At 39.3% G+C, this 16933-nt stretch carries 20 protein-coding genes; 10 read left to right on the forward strand and 10 right to left on the reverse strand.

Going from position 1 to position 16933, the window contains the following annotated elements; all coding sequences use genetic code 11:
• Window positions 1-67: 67 nt before the first annotated feature.
• The 4 genes from QZ574_RS15755 to QZ574_RS15770 form a co-directional block, all read right to left on the reverse strand.
• Window positions 68-766: an aromatic aminobenezylarsenical efflux permease ArsG family transporter gene (locus tag QZ574_RS15755; protein WP_297091258.1), complete on the reverse strand. Its 699-nt coding sequence runs from the start codon at window positions 764-766 to the stop codon at window positions 68-70.
• Window positions 767-862: 96 nt separating this feature from the next.
• Complete coding sequence (locus tag QZ574_RS15760; RefSeq protein ID WP_297091260.1) at window positions 863-1303, reverse strand: nitrophenyl compound nitroreductase subunit ArsF family protein; 441 nt, start codon at window positions 1301-1303, stop codon at window positions 863-865.
• Between the two features lie 61 nt (window positions 1304-1364).
• Window positions 1365-1595 carry a thioredoxin family protein gene (locus QZ574_RS15765; RefSeq protein ID WP_297091262.1) on the reverse strand — a complete coding sequence of 77 codons (231 nt, stop codon included), beginning with the start codon at window positions 1593-1595 and terminating at the stop codon, window positions 1365-1367.
• A gap of 57 nt (window positions 1596-1652) precedes the next feature.
• Window positions 1653-1949 (reverse strand): metalloregulator ArsR/SmtB family transcription factor, encoded by a 297-nt coding sequence (locus QZ574_RS15770; RefSeq protein WP_297091265.1) that lies wholly within the window; start codon window positions 1947-1949, stop codon window positions 1653-1655.
• Between the two features lie 160 nt (window positions 1950-2109).
• Here QZ574_RS15770 and QZ574_RS15775 point away from each other — a divergent pair, with 160 nt between their 5' ends.
• Both QZ574_RS15775 and QZ574_RS15780 read left to right on the forward strand, forming a co-directional pair.
• Window positions 2110-2592 carry a glutathione peroxidase gene (locus QZ574_RS15775; protein WP_297091267.1) on the forward strand — a complete coding sequence of 161 codons (483 nt, stop codon included), beginning with the start codon at window positions 2110-2112 and terminating at the stop codon, window positions 2590-2592.
• 2 nt (window positions 2593-2594) lie between these two features.
• Entirely contained in the window at window positions 2595-3041 is a 447-nt protein-coding gene (locus QZ574_RS15780) for a MarR family transcriptional regulator (RefSeq protein WP_297091269.1), read from the forward strand.
• Window positions 3042-3067: 26 nt separating this feature from the next.
• On the opposite strand, the gene QZ574_RS15785 is transcribed toward QZ574_RS15780, so the two are convergent.
• A complete protein-coding gene (locus QZ574_RS15785) occupies window positions 3068-4156 on the reverse strand; it encodes a linear amide C-N hydrolase (RefSeq protein ID WP_363314343.1) in 1089 nt (362 codons plus the stop codon).
• Between the two features lie 94 nt (window positions 4157-4250).
• Here QZ574_RS15785 and QZ574_RS15790 point away from each other — a divergent pair, with 94 nt between their 5' ends.
• On the forward strand, window positions 4251-5246 hold the full coding sequence (locus QZ574_RS15790; protein WP_297091274.1) for an FAD:protein FMN transferase: 996 nt from the start codon (window positions 4251-4253) through the stop codon (window positions 5244-5246).
• A gap of 18 nt (window positions 5247-5264) precedes the next feature.
• Here QZ574_RS15790 and QZ574_RS15795 read toward each other — a convergent pair whose 3' ends face one another.
• Window positions 5265-5513, reverse strand: coding sequence for a hypothetical protein (locus QZ574_RS15795; RefSeq protein ID WP_297091275.1), 249 nt, complete (start codon window positions 5511-5513; stop codon window positions 5265-5267).
• Between the two features lie 166 nt (window positions 5514-5679).
• On the opposite strand from QZ574_RS15795, the gene QZ574_RS15800 reads away from it, so the two are divergent.
• The 3 genes from QZ574_RS15800 to QZ574_RS15810 all read left to right on the forward strand — a co-directional run bounded on the left by QZ574_RS15800 (window position 5680) and on the right by QZ574_RS15810 (window position 7883).
• On the forward strand, window positions 5680-6039 hold the full coding sequence (locus QZ574_RS15800) for a hypothetical protein (protein WP_297091276.1): 360 nt from the start codon (window positions 5680-5682) through the stop codon (window positions 6037-6039).
• A 92-nt stretch (window positions 6040-6131) separates the two neighbouring features.
• The gene (locus QZ574_RS15805; protein WP_297091277.1) at window positions 6132-6401 is read left to right on the forward strand and encodes an acylphosphatase; all 270 of its coding nucleotides are present in this window, start codon (window positions 6132-6134) and stop codon (window positions 6399-6401) included.
• Between the two features lie 39 nt (window positions 6402-6440).
• Window positions 6441-7883, forward strand: coding sequence for a pyridoxal-dependent decarboxylase (locus QZ574_RS15810; protein WP_297091278.1), 1443 nt, complete (start codon window positions 6441-6443; stop codon window positions 7881-7883).
• A gap of 33 nt (window positions 7884-7916) precedes the next feature.
• Here QZ574_RS15810 and nth read toward each other — a convergent pair whose 3' ends face one another.
• The gene (gene nth / locus QZ574_RS15815; RefSeq protein ID WP_297091279.1) at window positions 7917-8612 is read right to left on the reverse strand and encodes an endonuclease III; all 696 of its coding nucleotides are present in this window, start codon (window positions 8610-8612) and stop codon (window positions 7917-7919) included.
• Window positions 8613-8974: 362 nt separating this feature from the next.
• Between nth and QZ574_RS15820 the strand changes: the two genes are divergently transcribed.
• Both QZ574_RS15820 and QZ574_RS15825 read left to right on the forward strand, forming a co-directional pair.
• On the forward strand, window positions 8975-10240 hold the full coding sequence (locus QZ574_RS15820) for a serine hydrolase domain-containing protein (protein WP_297091280.1): 1266 nt from the start codon (window positions 8975-8977) through the stop codon (window positions 10238-10240).
• 3 nt (window positions 10241-10243) lie between these two features.
• Window positions 10244-12133 (forward strand): ABC-F family ATP-binding cassette domain-containing protein, encoded by a 1890-nt coding sequence (locus QZ574_RS15825; RefSeq protein WP_297091282.1) that lies wholly within the window; start codon window positions 10244-10246, stop codon window positions 12131-12133.
• Between the two features lie 13 nt (window positions 12134-12146).
• Here QZ574_RS15825 and QZ574_RS15830 read toward each other — a convergent pair whose 3' ends face one another.
• The 3 genes from QZ574_RS15830 to ffh form a co-directional block, all read right to left on the reverse strand.
• Window positions 12147-12548, reverse strand: a complete 402-nt coding sequence (locus tag QZ574_RS15830) for a DUF3276 family protein (RefSeq protein ID WP_297091284.1) — start codon at window positions 12546-12548, stop codon at window positions 12147-12149.
• 208 nt (window positions 12549-12756) lie between these two features.
• Window positions 12757-13632 carry a bifunctional methylenetetrahydrofolate dehydrogenase/methenyltetrahydrofolate cyclohydrolase FolD gene (gene folD / locus QZ574_RS15835; RefSeq protein ID WP_297091286.1) on the reverse strand — a complete coding sequence of 292 codons (876 nt, stop codon included), beginning with the start codon at window positions 13630-13632 and terminating at the stop codon, window positions 12757-12759.
• A 35-nt stretch (window positions 13633-13667) separates the two neighbouring features.
• Window positions 13668-15008, reverse strand: a complete 1341-nt coding sequence (gene ffh, locus QZ574_RS15840; RefSeq protein WP_297091289.1) for a signal recognition particle protein — start codon at window positions 15006-15008, stop codon at window positions 13668-13670.
• 234 nt (window positions 15009-15242) lie between these two features.
• On the opposite strand from ffh, the gene QZ574_RS15845 reads away from it, so the two are divergent.
• Together QZ574_RS15845 and QZ574_RS15850 are read left to right on the forward strand one after the other, a co-directional pair.
• Window positions 15243-15929, forward strand: coding sequence for a hypothetical protein (locus QZ574_RS15845; RefSeq protein WP_297091292.1), 687 nt, complete (start codon window positions 15243-15245; stop codon window positions 15927-15929).
• Between the two features lie 398 nt (window positions 15930-16327).
• Window positions 16328-16918 (forward strand): hypothetical protein, encoded by a 591-nt coding sequence (locus QZ574_RS15850; protein WP_297091294.1) that lies wholly within the window; start codon window positions 16328-16330, stop codon window positions 16916-16918.
• The last annotated feature ends 15 nt before the right edge of the window (window positions 16919-16933 follow it).

The raw sequence follows: 16933 nt of genomic DNA on the forward strand, positions 1-16933 counted from the left end.
AAAGTGGACAATCCGCAAAAAAAGGGAGGCCAGAAGGTATTTGAACGATTCAAATTCTAATCATCTTTCATAAGAACATAACCACGCAATAATAAATCCCTACGCCAATAAAAAGCACTGCCACCACGCGCCGGAACCATATTTCGAAGTTTTTCATTTTATTGTAAAAGCCACCTATTGAGCCAACACTAAATGCAATCAGCCAGGCAAAAATAATTACCGGAATTCCGGTGGCCAGCGCAAAAACCATGGGTAAATACAAACCGCTGGCACTACTTATGGTCATGGGTATTAGCATACCAAAATACAACACTCCACTGTACGGACAAAAGGCCAGGGCAAATACAATACCCAACAACAGCACGCCCCAAAATCCTTTATTCTGCTTGTTCTCCATTTTCTCGGTTAATGAACCAATTCCTGGAATCGTCAATTTAAGCACACCCAGCATAAATAACCCAATTACAATTAATAATGGCCCCAGTATTTTTTCGCCCCAGGTTTGAAAAAATCCTTCGAGATTAAACTGGCTGGCTCCCAAAAAGAATAAAATCCCAATTGCTGTGTATGAAATTCCGCGCCCCAATGTGTAAACCAAACCACTGGTAAAAACCTTACGCTTGCTTTCAATGTCTTTACTGATAAAACCGATGGCAGTAATATTGGTCGCCAACGGACACGGACTAATGGCTGTCATCAGTCCGAGCAAAAATGCCGACAGAATGGGCACCTGCGAGTTCTCAAACAAGTTTAATAATACTTCCATAATTTTGTACTGCATTTTCAGCTTTTCACTATGCTTTAACTGACACCTGAATTAACAGTTGCTGTAAGCAGAGTTGAACTGTGTCCGAACCAGAAACTACAACAGCGAGTCGATTGTCGATTTTAATTTAGCTTCCAGCTTTTCTGGCTTATTACGGGCATACATAAACGCAGGGCTGGTTAGGTTTACAGCTTTGTCGCCTTTTACCAACAACAATGTTTGTCCGCTAACTTTATACTTGTCTACCAATGCTTTGTTCTCTGCTTCTTCGCGGTTAATCGACACAAACTCAACCGTTCCCTTATAGTTTTCAGCAATAGTTTGTTTGGTAACTTTCTCTACCGCTTCGCAGGTTGCACAACGGCGAGTTGCATGAAAATAGTATGCTTTTACATTCGTGTCGGTTTGTTTGGCATCACAACATGCTTCTGTTATTGAGGCATCAGCCAAAGCATTTTTTGAATTACAACATTGTGCTGAAGCGGTATAAACTCCGGCCACGATTACAAGCGCTAAAAGTGTTAGTAGTTTTTTCATGATTGTTTTTGTTTTTTATTTTTTTACAAGTTAAAGGTTATTAATCAGCCACTCAGATTGGCTAACTCAAAATTGATTTCAATTCTTTTACCGAAGGTAACTTCCCTTTTAAAACCACTTCTCCATCAACTACCAGTGCAGGTGTTGTCATTACCCCGGCTTGCATAATTTTATAAATATCTTCTACCTTTTCAATGTTCGCATCCAAATTTAGTTCGGCTGCAACTTCGCGCGTCATTTTCTCCAACTGTTTGCATTTCGCGCAACCTGTTCCCAATACTTTAATTTCCATATTTTTTTTCTTTTTATTCGCCGTTCGCCAATTAACGAACAACTAATTCAAAATTTTTTAAACATTCAAAAATCCTTTAAACAAGCGCTGGGCTTCTTCCCAGTTTTCCTTATTTACACAATATTTTACCCGGGGAGCTTCAATTTCTCCCTGAATTAAACCGGCCTCTTTTAATTCTTTTAAATGTTGCGAGAGTGTAGATTTGGCAATGGGTAATTCATTGCTTAAATCGCCACTGTAACAACAACTTTGTTTGCCTAATAACTGCAACACATACACGCGAACCGGGTGCCCCAGTGCTTTTGCGTAACGTGCCAGCTTTTGTTGCTCGTCTGAAAAAATTTGTACTTCCATTTGCTTCTTGTTCGTTGTTCGCAAAAATACGAACAACCTTATTATGTGCAAACAATTTCTGCCATTTTTTTCATTTTTTTTAAATCGCTTGCGATACAATAATTATTATCTATATTTGTATCGCAAGCGATTTATTCATTCACGATTATAAAATTGAACAATGGAAAACAGTTTTTATCAATTTAAAGCAAACAGTATACAAGGCAAAGAAATTACAATGGATGCCTACAAAGGAAAAACAATTTTAGTGGTAAACACGGCCAGCAAGTGTGGGTTAACGCCGCAGTTTGAAGGCCTCGAAGAACTGTATCAGAAATATAAAGAGAAGGGTTTGGTTATTCTTGGCTTTCCGTGCAACCAGTTTGCTAACCAGGAACCCGGCGATGAAAAATCTATTTCCAAAGGATGTGTTTTAAATTATGGCGTAAGCTTTCCGATGTTTTCGAAGATTGATGTAAACGGAGAAAATGCGCATCCAATTTACAAGTATTTAAAAACGGAATTAAAAGGTACTTTTGGCAGCAAGATTAAATGGAATTTTACCAAGTTTTTAATTGACAACGATGGAAACCCGGTAAAACGTTTCTCTCCGACTACCAAGCCTGAAAAAATAGAAAAATACCTGACAAAAATTATACAATAACAATGGAATACGAACAACTAAAATTAAGCAACCAGGTATGCTTTCCTATTTATGCGGCATCGAGGTTAATTACACGCCAATACCAGCCTCTACTGGATGATTTGGGAATAACTTATCCGCAATACCTGGTTTTAATGGTACTGTGGGAGCACGACTCGATGCTGGTTAACCAAATTGCGCAAAAACTTATTTTAAATACCAACACCATTACCCCTCTTTTAAAAAGGATGGAAAAACAAGGTTTGATTGTGCGTTCGCGCTCTGCTGAAGACGAACGAAAGGTTTCAATTTCTTTAACTCAAAAAGGAAAGAACATGCGCCTGGATGCTGCAACAGTTCCGGAAAAACTGCTGGCACAAATCAATACTGATAAGTTTGGCATTGATGATTTAATTGAATTGCGCGAAAAACTAAACCTACTGATTAACAGCGCACTGCCTGCATCATAATACGGTTTATTGAGACAGTTACCCTATTATTCGCCGCACGAAATATTATCGACATAGCGGGCGAGCGCTTCATTAGCCCCTTCAGGAACAGAGTTTTTAAGAAAATCAACTTGCTCAACAACCTTGTTAATCAATGCCAGGTTTTCTTCAAAAGTCAGTTTTTTAAGCGGCATACCATCAGCGATTTCATCGCAAAGATTCAGGTACGCCTTTTCAGGTTTACAAGAAAAATCAAACCGGTTCATATTTACCTGTTGTACCCGTTTATTTTGTGTTGTTTTATAGTTTATTTCACCCCTCGAGATATCGTAAACAATGCTCCACTGCGTACCTGGATTTTGCGCCACACTATCCAAAACTGAAAAGGCAAAGCGACATAGCTCTTGTTCGCCATCGTAATTTTCAATAAGCCTGGCCGCCCTTGCAAACCTCCCCGAAGAATTTATGGTCCAATTATTAAAATGTTTGGCCTCTTTATTCTCCTTGCTTTTTTTGTAGGCAAGCGAATGTTCGTAGGTGCAGTTGGCCAGCACCGGATGAGGTAGATTTGCCCCCTGGTGAACCGATAGTTCGCCATTCAAATATTCAATTGTTGCCACATTACCACTTGCATCAGCAACCAAAAAATGTAAGGGTGCAGTAGACATGTATGAAATACGAACCATTTTATCTGACTGAATAACTTCATCAACCGTTTCACAAACATCAAGTTGGTATTGAACCCATTGCAATTCAGTAATTCCAAAACGTTCATCGCCGTCGGGGTATTGCGCCTCCTGCAGCCACATTTGCTCAATCACCAGTCCCTTTTCATTCATTCCTCCATAAGGAAACTCCCTACCTATCTGATTAAATGTAACGCTTCCGTATTTCGATTTCCAGGCAATTGCTTTCTCGGGAGGCCGGATAAAAGCTGTTTTTTCCACGCCGCGATAATTGAAATTCACATGGCCAATTCCTACAGGAAAATCAAAATTACGTCCGAATACAAGCTCGCCCTTACTATTATTCAATAAAAAAGTGGTGCAAGAAAAAGAATTTGCGAAAATAAATACGAAAACGACAGACAAACTTATTGCTTTCATTTTGAATATTTTAGTTTTATATTTTTGCATTTGATTTGTCGTTTTAAATGCCAAATCATTACAACTTTCGCCCAAATCTTTTAATTCATTTCGTAATTTCGCAGCAAATTAAGTCTACAATAAAATGAGATTACAAATTCTGTTTTTTATTATTCTTCTGTCTGTTCTTTCAGGTTGTAACTCGAGCAAGCAGAAATATGTAGCCAACAATGGCATGATTTACGGCACTTATTACAGTGTGAAATACGAAAGTGCTAATGGTAGCGACCTGGGGCCAGAAATTGACCGGGAATTGAAACGTTTATCGCGAATTTTTTCGCATTACGATAAAGAAGCTACCATCACAAAAATAAACAACAACACTGATATTATTCCCGAGCCGGAATTTATTGCCTGTTTTCAACGGGCAATGGAGATTTCGGAGCTTACCAACGGTGCTTTTGATATTACGGCTGCACCACTGATAAGTGCCTGGGGCTTTGGCCCGGAAGACAAGCAAAAAATGACTGCTGCCAAAGTTGATTCGCTTAAACAGTTCTGTGGGTATAACAAAGTAAAAATCAGCAGTAATAAAATTGTAAAAGATGTTCCGGAAATAATGCTAAACATGAGTGCCATAGCCAAAGGATACACCTGCGATTTAATTGGCGATTTATTAAATAAGAAGGGCTGTGTAAATTATATGGTTGATATTGGAGGCGAAGTAGTTGCCAGCGGGGTAAACAGCAAAGGCAAAACCTGGACCATTGGCATACGCAAGCCCATTGAAAACCCGTTTAAAAACGAGTTAAATGCTGCCCTTCGACTGGAAAACAAGGCCATGGCCACTTCTGGCAATTACCTGAATTTTTACGAAGAAAATGGCAAAAAATATGCCCACACAATCGACCCAAAATCGGGTTATCCGGTACAGCACAGCTTGTTAAGTGCATCGGTAGTTGCCAACGATTGTATGTCGGCAGATGCCTTTGCTACCGCATTTATGGTGTTGGGAAAAGATTTGGGTATTGAAATTGCACGGCAGGTTCCCGGCCTCGAAATTTATTTTATTTATGCCGACGAATCGGGTGAAAACCAAGTGTACATGTCGGAAGGCTTCAGCAGCTTATTGGTAAATTAAAAGCATAAAAAAAGCCGGTTACTTACCGGCTTCTGTATCTGTTGCAAAACTTAGTTTTTTAAATGCTAATTCTTTGCGTGCTTTGCGTTGTGCCAATTTATCTTGTGTGGTGGCACAGTAAACGCCGTTTTTCTTTAAATGTTTATTCGCGCCTACGTGGGTATTCGGGAACTTTCCTCCTTTAAGAAAAACAATCCTGACTGCCATACCAAACAATCCTATGCCGAGCAAGGCAATTGCCAATAAAACCAATTTTAAAATTTCCATTTTCTTCTCTCTTTCAAAAAATTTTGAGCTGCAAAAATACAGTTTTCCAATTAATTAATCCCATATAAATAACCAATTTAGCGACAAAATGTTGTGGTTGGTCTAAAAGTTTACAGTGCTCGACGTTCGTTTTCGTAAATTCAGAAAAACAAAAAACAAAAAAGTTATGCAAAAACACATTAATGTAGTTGCCACCTTGCAAATTGCGTACAGCATTTTAGGCTTAATCCTCGCCTCAGTTTTCTTTGTTCTGTTTCACGTAATTGGCGATTTTGTTAACGAGCACGAAGCAGAATTTGTACTTTCAATTATTGCCAATGTTGTGATGGTATTTGCCGCCATCGTAAGCCTGCCAGGCCTATTGGCCGGAATCGGACTGCTCAAAAGAAAAGAATGGGCACGTATTTTAACCCTGGTCCTTTCAGTATTAAACTTATTTAGTTTTCCTATCGGGACAGGCATTGGTGTTTATTCCATATGGGCGTTAATTCAACCCGAAAATGTGGAAGCATTTAAGCAGAAATAAAAATAACAGAACAAGATTTTACGAACTATTTGCTTCCCAAAAAGAAAATCATATTTCTTATTATTTTTACCTTCGTTCACAAAGTTAGAAAGATGGTTCAATACGAAATAAAAGTTTCAGGAAGGGTGCAAGGCGTTGGCTTTAGGTTTTATACTTTACAACAAGCCAAATTACTAAATATAAAAGGCTGGGTGAGAAACACCCTCGATGGTGGAGTTTTAGTACTGGCGCAAGGCAACGAGGCTGCCATAAACACACTGCTTGACTATCTTTGGGTAGGGCCTCCCCTTTCGGAAGTAAAAAGCGTTAACAAAACCGAAGTAGATTTTATTGAAAATTACAAGGCCTTTGAAGTAAAATAATAATCCCATCATTCTAATCGTCCAAATTAAAATAACAAAATGGTGAAGAGCGAGAAATTTCACATGAGTACGGAACAGTTCCGTGAAGAAGGGAAAAAAATAATCGACTGGATTGCAGACTATTACGAACAGATTGAAAACTATTCGGTAATGTCGCAATCGAAACCCGGCGAGCTATTAAATAAATTACCCAAGGCGGCACCCGCCAGTGGCGAACCATTTGATGAAATTATACGCGATCTGGATGAAAAAATTATGCCCGGAATAACACATTGGCAATCGCCCAACTTCTTTGCATATTTTAACGCCAATACGTCGTTTCCTTCCATTTTAGGCGACCTTGTTTCATCTGGACTTGGAGTGCAGGGTATGCTTTGGGCAACAAGTCCGGCAGCAACAGAACTGGAAATCAGGGTGCTTGACTGGCTGGCTGAAATGATGCAAATGCCGGCACAGTTTAAATCCACATCAACCGGAGGTGGTGTTATTCAGGACACCGCTTCTACCGCTGCACTTACGGCCATTATTGCAGCACGCGAGCGGGCCACAAACTTTGCATCCAATATAAATGGACTGAAAGAAAAATTGGTAGCATACGTTTCAACACAAACGCATTCTTCAGTTGAGAAAGGCATAAAAATAGCCGGCATTGGCAAACACAATCTTCGACTGATTGATGTTGACAAAAATTTTGCCATGCAAGCGCATCTCCTCCACCAACAAATTAAGGAGGATAAAGCCAACGGACTGGTGCCGTTTTTTGTTTGTGGTTCAATTGGTACCACTTCGTCAACTGCAGTTGACCCACTTCCGGAAATCGGACAGATTTGCAAGAAAGAGAAATGCTGGTTTCACGTTGATGCTGCCTCGTTGGGAACGGCAATGCTTTGCCCCGAATTCAGACACCTGGCTATTGGCGTTGAACTGGCAGATAGTTACAGTTTTAATCCGCACAAATGGATGTTTACCAATTTTGATTGTAATGTTTTTTGGGTAGCCAACCGACAAGAACTCATCAATACCTTCTCCATTTTACCGGAATATCTGCGAAACAAAGCCACCGAAACCGGTGAAGTTTTTGATTACCGCGACTGGCACATTCAACTGGGCAGGCGTTTTAGGTCCTTAAAACTATGGTTTGTTATCAGGCATTACGGAATCGAGGGGCTTCAGCAGCTTATTCGCGAACACGTGCGCCTGGCCCGAGAATTTGAAAAGTGGGTAGATGAATCGGATGACTTTGAAGTTGTTGTTAAGCCTGTAATGAACCTGGTTTGTTTTAAGCACAAGGCCGGCGATGCGTTTAATATGCTTTTAATGAACACGATAAACGACAGTGGTAAGATTTATTTTACCCATACAAAACTTAACGACCAGCTTGTTTTACGCATGAACTTTGGGCAAACCCACATGGAGGAAAAACATGTAAAAAATGCGTGGGAGTTAATTCTAACTACCGCAAAAACGCTGAGTGCGAAGTAAAAAAAATTCGTTTTACCACAAAAGCTAACACAATCAGGATGCCGCCTGTGCGCCCGATTTAACTTCCTTTTTATAAAACTTACAAACATCAGTTAAACCGCATTTACTGCATTTTGGTTTGCGGGCCAGGCAGGTATATCGTCCATGTAAAATAAGCCAATGATGGGCTTTAGGCACCAATTCTTCCGGAATGTATTTCATTAATTGCTGCTCGGTAGCCAGTGGTGTTTTTGCGTTGGTACTTAAACCAATACGGGCTGCCACTCTAAAAACATGGGTATCAACCGCCAAAGCTGGTTTATTATAAACCACAGAGGCAATCACATTGGCAGTTTTTCGGCCAACACCGGGTAATTTTTGTAAATCGTCAACATCGCTTGGCACCTCTCCATTAAACAATTCTAGCAACTTGTTGGCCATACCCACCAGGTGTTTTGCCTTGTTATTCGGATAAGAACAGCTCCTAATATAATCAAACACCTCGGCAGGTTCAACTTCTGCCATTTTTTGTGGCGTAGGAAAGCGCTTTAACAAGTCTGGAGTAATCTGGTTTACGCGCTTATCGGTACATTGTGCCGATAAGATTACAGCAACAATTAATTCAAACGGATTACCATAGTCCAGTTCTGTTTCAGCAATTGGCATGGTCGTTTCAAAATAATCGATAATATATGCAAAGAGTTCTTTCTTTCTCATTATTCCATCGGTATAAAATTTACTATTTCCCATCGTAACAGATGGAATTCACCATGAATTTTAATCATTCTAGTTTATGTAGTTTAGAACACTAATAATCTTGGTTGTTTCATTTTTTTCAAAAATAATCGATTTTTTTTCATCGCAGGTGTAACAAAAACGATAATATTCTGTCTTATTAAAACAATAGCTTAGGTATCATTTCTTCCCCTTTTATAGAAATGATTTTAAGTATTAATTAAACAGACGTATAAAAGCCGGTGGAGACCGGCTTTTTCTTTTGGCAGGTTATTAAATTATAATGGTGAATAAAAAATAAGACGAAATTAAGCCATCACCTGCAAATCAATCAGATAAATCTTATTTTTGTTTCAAATTGTGAAGGAGATTACGTTTTGAGAAGAAGAATTTACGTTGCTGTTGTTATTGTTGGGGTGGCTGTTTTAGCACTGAAATTACAGTCTTTTGTTAGTGCAAAAAAAACAAAAGACAAGGAAACACAGGCTGTTACAAAAAAAGAAACAGAATACAATCCTCTTGTTGAGATTGAAAATACCCTGGCTCAATTCGACAGTATTCTTGAACAAAATTTAAAACAATCAGGTACCGTTGGTGCTGCTGCAGTGGTAACCTACAAAGGTAAAGTTGCCCTGGTAAAATGTTTTGGAGTGCGAAAAGCTGGCGAAAAAGCTCCGGTTAATGCCAACACGGTTTTTCGTCTTGCATCGGTATCAAAATCGGTAACCGGTGTACTCGCAGGAATTCTGGATGATGAGAATATTATAAAACTCGACGATAAAGTAGTTGATTACATTCCTGGTTTTGAATTGAAAGATAAAGAATGTACCGACCAACTCAAGGTGCGACATCTGCTCAGCCATACCTCCGGTCTTATTCCGCATGCCTACGACCTGATGGTGGAAGACAAGGTACCTCTTGAAAAGATAATTGAACGCTTGAATCAGGTTGATATTACTGCTCCTCCCGGAGAACTTTACGGGTACCAAAATGTGGTTTACAGTATTTACGACCCGATTACAAAAGCCAAGACTCAAAAAAGCTTCGAATCAGTAATGAAAGAAAAAGTTTTTTCTCCGTTTGGCATGACTGATGCTTCAATGAACTTTGAGGCCTTTAAAAACAACAAAAACAAGGCCTTCCCCCATTATAACCAGGGGCACAACCGCTACAAACCCATGCGGCTTAACGACAGGTATTACAGCACAGCTCCGGCTGCCGGAGTTAATGCCAGTATTAACGATATGGCCAATTTTCTGGCTACTTTAACTGACGACAACTCTGAAGTTTTTAATGCCAGTGCCCGGCAAACAGTTTTTACACCGCAGGTAAACTCTCCATTAAAACGAACTTATTTCAGAAGCTGGGGACGCGAGGTAAAATCGAAGCGTTACTCGCTGGGCTGGCGAATTATTGACTACAAAGGACGCGAAGTAGCCTACCACGGTGGTTACGTTTTGGGGTATAAAGCCGAAATTGCCCTGTGCGACGAAGAAGACATTGGTATTGCCATTTTGAGCAACTCGCCAAACAGTGCTACCGCCAAAAATATTCCAACTTTCTTAAGTTTATTATTCGATTACAAAGACAGCGTAGCACTTAAAGAAAAAAAAGATAACGCTGCCTCTGAAAACAAGTCGTAAAACATGAAGCCATTTATACAAGCTGAAAACCTCTCGAAACGCTGGGGGGAACTCATGCTATTTGAAAATATTTCCTTTACCGTTTTTGAAGGTGCCAAAGTGGCCTTAATTGCAAAAAACGGAACCGGAAAATCAAGCTTGCTTGACTTACTGGCCGGAAAAGAAACACCTGACGAAGGGGCAATAACGCTCACCAACGATATAAAAATGGGATACTTTGAACAAATCCCTAATTTAAACCCGGCCAATACCGTTATTGAAGAAATTTTTGAAAGCGATAACGAAAAAATAAAAACGGTAAAAGCTTTTGAGCTGGCAGTAACAAAAAACAATCAAGAAGAAATTACTGCTATTTCGGCAAAAATGGACGAGCTCAATGCCTGGGGCATCGAGGTAGAAATTAAACAGATACTAAGCCAGTTAAAAATTAATTTTCTGGAACAAAAAGTAGCCGAACTCTCCGGTGGACAACAAAAACGACTGGCGCTGGCCAAGGTGCTTATCAACCAACCCGATTTATTAATTCTTGATGAACCCACCAACCACCTTGATCTGGAAATGATTGAATGGCTTGAAGCCTATCTTGAAAAAACGAAAGCCACTCTTTTAATGGTTACGCACGATCGCTATTTTCTCGACCGTGTGTGCAACGAGATTATTGAAATGGAAGACAACCAAATCTATCGTTATCAGGGTAACTATTCCTATTTTCTTGAAAAACGTGATGAGCGGATAGCCATGCAGAAGGCCAGCATTACCAAGGCTAAAAACCTTTTACGCACCGAAATAGAATGGATGCGCCGCATGCCAAAAGCGAGAAGTCATAAAGCAAAATACCGTGTTGATTCGTTTTACGACCTCAAAGACAAAGCTTCGCAGCAGGTACGAAACGACAAAGTTGAAATGAATGTAAAATCAGCTCGTCTGGGGAAGAAAATTGTTGAGTTGGATAAAGTATCCAAATCATTTCCCGGCGTGAAACTCATCGAAGATTTTACATACAAATTTCAACGTTTTGAGAAAGTAGGTATTGTGGGTAAAAACGGAACCGGAAAATCAACATTTCTGAATCTTTTAACGAAAGCACTTTCGCCCGATTCCGGCTCGATTGACATTGGCCAAACCATAAAATTTGGCTATTACCGACAGGAAGGAATCAATTTTGATCCGCAGGAAAAAGTAATTGAAGCCGTTCAGAAAATAGCAGAGTATATTTATTTTGAGGACGGCACAAAAATGAGCGCCACGCAAATGCTGACACGCTTTTTGTTTCCGCCCGAAACCCAATACAACTATATTGAAAAGCTTAGTGGTGGCGAGCAACGGCGTTTATACCTTTGCACAGTTTTAATGCAGAATCCTAATTTTCTGATTCTTGACGAACCAACCAACGACCTTGATATTATGACCCTTAACGTATTGGAAGAATACTTGCAATCGTTTGCCGGCTGCGTGGTTGTGGTGTCTCACGATCGTTTTTTTATGGATAAAATTGTTGACCATCTATTTGTTTTTGAAGGAGACGGAAAAGTTGCTGATTTTCCGGGAAACTACACCGTGTACCGCAACAAGGTAGAAGAAGAAGAGCAACAAAAAGCACGATTGGAGGCAAAAATAAAAGCTGAAACAAAGGTTACTGCACAAAATACGTCAAAAGCTCCAGGAAAAAATCCAGGAAAAAGGAAATTATCGTTTAACGAAAAACGGGAATTTGAGCAATTGGAAAACGAGATTCCGGAAATGGAGGAAAAAATAACAAAACTGGAAGCAGAACTAAATTCAGGAAACCTTAACCACGATGAATTGTATGATAAGTCGATGGAGTTGGAGCAAATAAAATCGCAACTCGATGAAAAAGAGTTACGATGGTTAGAATTAAGTGAATTGGGGTAACAAGCTTTAGCGTTTAAATATCTTCAAACTCAACGCTGGTGTAATCTTTTACCGGAGCTGCTTTTTCCTCAGCTACCTCTTCCTCAATGGCTTCTTCATTCGCTGCAACCACTTCTGCAATAGCTTCTTCCGGTTGTTCTTCATGAATGTAATCAACCACTTCCTGTAGGCTTTCTACAAATTTTGTGAAGTCTTCTTTGTAAAGGAAAATTTTGTGTTTTTCGTACGAAAACTTTCCATTTTCGCCAAAGCGTTTTTTGCTTTCGGTAATGGTTAAGTAATACTCATCATTTCGGGTACTTTTTACATCAAAAAAGTAGGTTCTTTTTCCGGCCCGAATAACTTTTGAGTGAATCTCTTGTTTGAATTTGCTGTCTTTGTACTTAGCTCCCTCCTTGGTATCACCGCTTTCCATTCTTCAATATTTTGGTTTTTGGACTTAGTTAGGTTTCAAAAATAGAAAAATAATTGAGAAATATTCAGAATGTGTCATGAAGCAGCTATATTCCGCGGCAAAAAGTGCTATTTATAATAATTCTACCAACACAATTTCAGTTGCTCTGTAAAACGAGGGTATAAAAAAAGGAGCAATTTATGCTCCTTTTTTTATGTGCTTATTTCGTCTATTTATAAATTTCTTTTTTGGCAGACAGCAAAGTATTTAAAAGCAGCGAAGTACGTGTCATTGGTCCCACACCACCCGGAACAGGTGTTATGTACGAACACTTTTCGGCTACTTCGTCGAAAGCGACATCTCCTTTAAGTTTCCAACCCGATTTTGTTTTATCCGATTTTACCCGGGTTGTACCTACATCAATTACAACGGCTCCTTCTTTAACCATATCGCCTTTTACAAACTCAGGCACACCCATAGCAACAATTAAAATATCGGCATTGGCACATACTTCCTTTAAGTTGGCTGTACGGCTGTGTGCAACCGTTACTGTAGCATTCATTGCTTTTTGCGACATTAACACACTCATTGGACGACCAACAATATTGCTTCGTCCAAGAACAACACAGTTTTTACCGCTGGTTTCAATATCGTACCGTTTAATCAGCTCAACTATACCGTAAGGTGTTGCCGATACAAACGAGGGTAAGCCAATTACCATGCGTCCCACATTTATCGGGTGAAAGCCGTCTACATCTTTTTTAGGCTCAATAGCTTCAATAATTTTTTGTTCTGAAATATGTTTTGGCAAAGGCAGCTGTACAATAAAACCATCAACATCGGCATCGTTATTTAAATCCTCAACTTTTGCCAGTAATTCTTCTTCGGTTACATCATCTTCATAACGAATCAACGAAGACTTAAAGCCCACTTCTTCGCAATCCTTAATTTTATAGGCCACATAAGTTTCGCTACCTCCATCGTGCCCTACCAAAATAGCAGCTAAATGAGGTTGTTTGCCTCCGTTCTGAACAATTTGTTTTACCTCTTCAGCAATTTCCTGCTTGATTTCAGCAGCTACTTTTTTCCCGTCAATTAAATTCATTGCGCAAATTATTTTTTGTGAACTATTCTATATAATTAAAATTTACGGCCTTGCCCTTGCATACCTGCCATCATCCGCTGAACGTTTTTACCTTGCGATACCATACGCATCATTTTCCGTGTTTCGCTAAATTGTTTCAACAAGCGGTTAACTTCCTGAATATTTGTTCCCGACCCCGTAGCAATTCTTTTTCTGCGGCCACCGTTAATTAATGATGGATTTTCGCGTTCCTCAGGTGTCATCGAATATATTATGGCCTCAATGTGTTTAAAGGCATCATCATCAATATCCATACCTTTCATTGCCTTTCCCATGCCGGGTATCATACCCATCACATCTTTCAAATTACCCATTTTTTTAATCTGGTTAATCTGCTTCAGAAAGTCATTAAAGTTAAATGTGTTTTTCTGTAATTTTTTCTGCAGGCGTTTTGCTTCTTCTTCGTCAAATTGTTCCTGGGCCTTTTCTACCAACGAAACAATATCACCCATTCCTAAAATACGATCGGCCATACGATCGGGGTGGAAAACATCCAGGGCATCAACTTTTTCGCCTGTACCCACAAATTTAATCGGTTTTTCAACCACTGCACTAATGGATAACGCCGCACCACCGCGGGTATCACCATCGAGTTTAGTAAGCACTACACCATCAAAGTCTAAACGTTCGTTAAACTCTTTGGCGGTGTTAACAGCATCTTGCCCAGTCATCGAATCTACTACAAACAGAATCTCATCGGGGTTTATCGCTTTTTTAATGGCCGATATTTCGTTCATCATCTGCTCATCAATTGCCAAACGCCCGGCGGTATCCACAATTACCACATCGTTTCCGTTAGCTTTGGCTTGCTTTATTGCTGCCTGGGCAATTTTCACCGGGTCCATATTTCCATCCTCGGTGTAAACCGGCACACCAATTTGTTCGCCTAAAACTTTCAATTGGTCGATTGCTGCCGGACGATAAACGTCGCCTGCAACCAGCAGTGGATGACGCCCTTTTTTGCTTTTCAGCATATTGGCCAGCTTACCAGAGAAAGTGGTTTTACCCGACCCCTGCAGACCTGACATCAAAATAACAGCAGGTTTATTTTTCAGTTCTATATCGGTAAAAGTACCGCCCATTAGTTGGGCCAGCTCATCTTTTACAATTTTTACCATCATTTGCCCGGGCTTAACGGCAGTTAAAACATCCTGCCCCAAAGCTTTTACTTTTACGTCGTCGGTAAATTTTTTGGCAATTTTAAAGTTAACGTCAGCATCCAACAATGCACGACGAATATCTTTCAGCGTTTCCGCTACATTGATTTCGGTTATTTTCCCCTGCCCTTTTAATAGTTTAAAGGACTTCTCCAGCCTGTCACTTAAATTCTCAAACATGCTTTTACTTCTTTTTGAAAATGAGGTGCAAAAATAGAAAAAACAAGGCAAAAGATAAAAGGAAATGAGTGCAAAAAGATAAAGGTTTTTTTATTTCTACCCCTAAAGTTAAAAACCAGTAGCACATCTTCTATTTTTATATTTAAGCAGATTATCATAACTTGTGCAAAATAAGTAATAGTTAAGGCCGAATTAACCTCGTAATTTAACCATATATTCAAATTTTTACACATCATGAAAAAAGTTATTCTATCACTCTCGCTGCTTCTTCTATCTACATTCATTTTTGCCCAACAAGTTGAGAACCAATTCTATTTCCGGGTTGGCTACTCCAATCCATCGTGGAAACATTTTGACCTTGACAAGCAAGATTGGAACGATGCCGGAATTGAGTCGAAAGCAGGAGCCAATTTTGAACTGGGTTCAATCTTTCTAATCAAAAGTATTTTAGATAGAGACGACATGGCCTTTGGCATAAATGTCGACTACCTTTATGCCATTTTCCATAACTTTAAATCGGAAAATGATTTTTATGATACCAATTTAGGCATCTTTCGTGCCGGATCGAAAATTGGCCCTTCGTTTACCTACAGTCCGGTTGACAAACTGGAGTTTGATATTTGTGCCAAGGCAGATTTTGCCTGGGGAACCGGCGCTGTTACCTACTACGACGATATGATTGATGACGCTGATGAGTTCTTTATAAGTAAAGTTGATTTTGGCTTTTCAACCGGCTTGAACATTCGTTACGGAATTCTTATGCTGGGGGCCGAGTTTAACACGCTAAGCGCAGAGTTAGAAAGCGATGATTATCCGGGCACCTACCTGCAGCAAGCCATTAATGAAGGTGTTGGGAAAAACCCGAATGAGAAAGCATCAAAACTTCCGTGTATGAACTTTACAATTGGTTTAAGTTTTTAAGAAATATTTGCAGCCTGAAAGCGTACTGTTTTTATTAAGCAGTACGCTTTTTTTATGTTTAAAGCTAATGTAAATATTTTTAAGCCCCCCCTTTTTACTCCTTTCAACTTACTTAGTAAAAGGCCAGCTTTTGACTTATGCCAATTTGATTATAAAATGCAGCATTGGATATGCCGAATACTTTTCATTTGTACAAAGTGGAAAATTATAGCATAGCTTGTAAGGAATCATTAACGCAACAGAAACGAGATAAAATCAATTTATATGCGGCATTTTGAGGTCAATTTGGTATTAATGGCTAAAAAAAAATTGGATTTCAGCAGATTAATCGTAAATTGTATAAAATACCAAATGGTATTTTATTTTAATAACTATTATTAATCCAAAAAACAAACAACATGAAAACAAAAATTTCAGTCATTATCACAATCTCCATCCTGGTTCTTACCGCAGCTTTTGCAGTCGGGTCCGAACTCCCCAAAATGAATATCTCGCAAATTGGCGAAGAGGCAGCCTTGCTCAATTTTGAATCGAAAACACCGTGTAATTTTGAAGTTACAATAACAGATGAAAATGACGACATAGTCTTTTTTCACAAATCAAAGAGACAAAATACAAGCTACAGCGAAAAGTTCTTTTTCCCCGGATTGCAAGATGGCACCTACCGGGTTTGCTTCAATTATGGTAACCAAAGCCTTAATAATAAAATTATTGTAGCAAATAACAACATCACAACCGAAGAGGCCACTCATTTGTACGAACCTTTCATGAAGCTCGACGAAAACCGGCTCAAGGTTTCGTTTTTAAACACCACCCAAAAACATGTTTTTTTAAATATATACCATGAAGGAGAGCACATTTACGGCTACAATCTCGGAAAAAATCTGGCAATTCATCGAAGTTACAACTTATCCACGTTGCGAAAGGGAGAATACCGGGTTATATTATCAGAAGACTCAGGCGAACATATTTACACTGTAAAAAAATAAACAGCCTAACAATAC

Source organism: uncultured Draconibacterium sp. (genome assembly GCF_913063105.1).
In the GTDB taxonomy this organism is placed as follows: Bacteria; Bacteroidota; Bacteroidia; order Bacteroidales; family Prolixibacteraceae; genus Draconibacterium.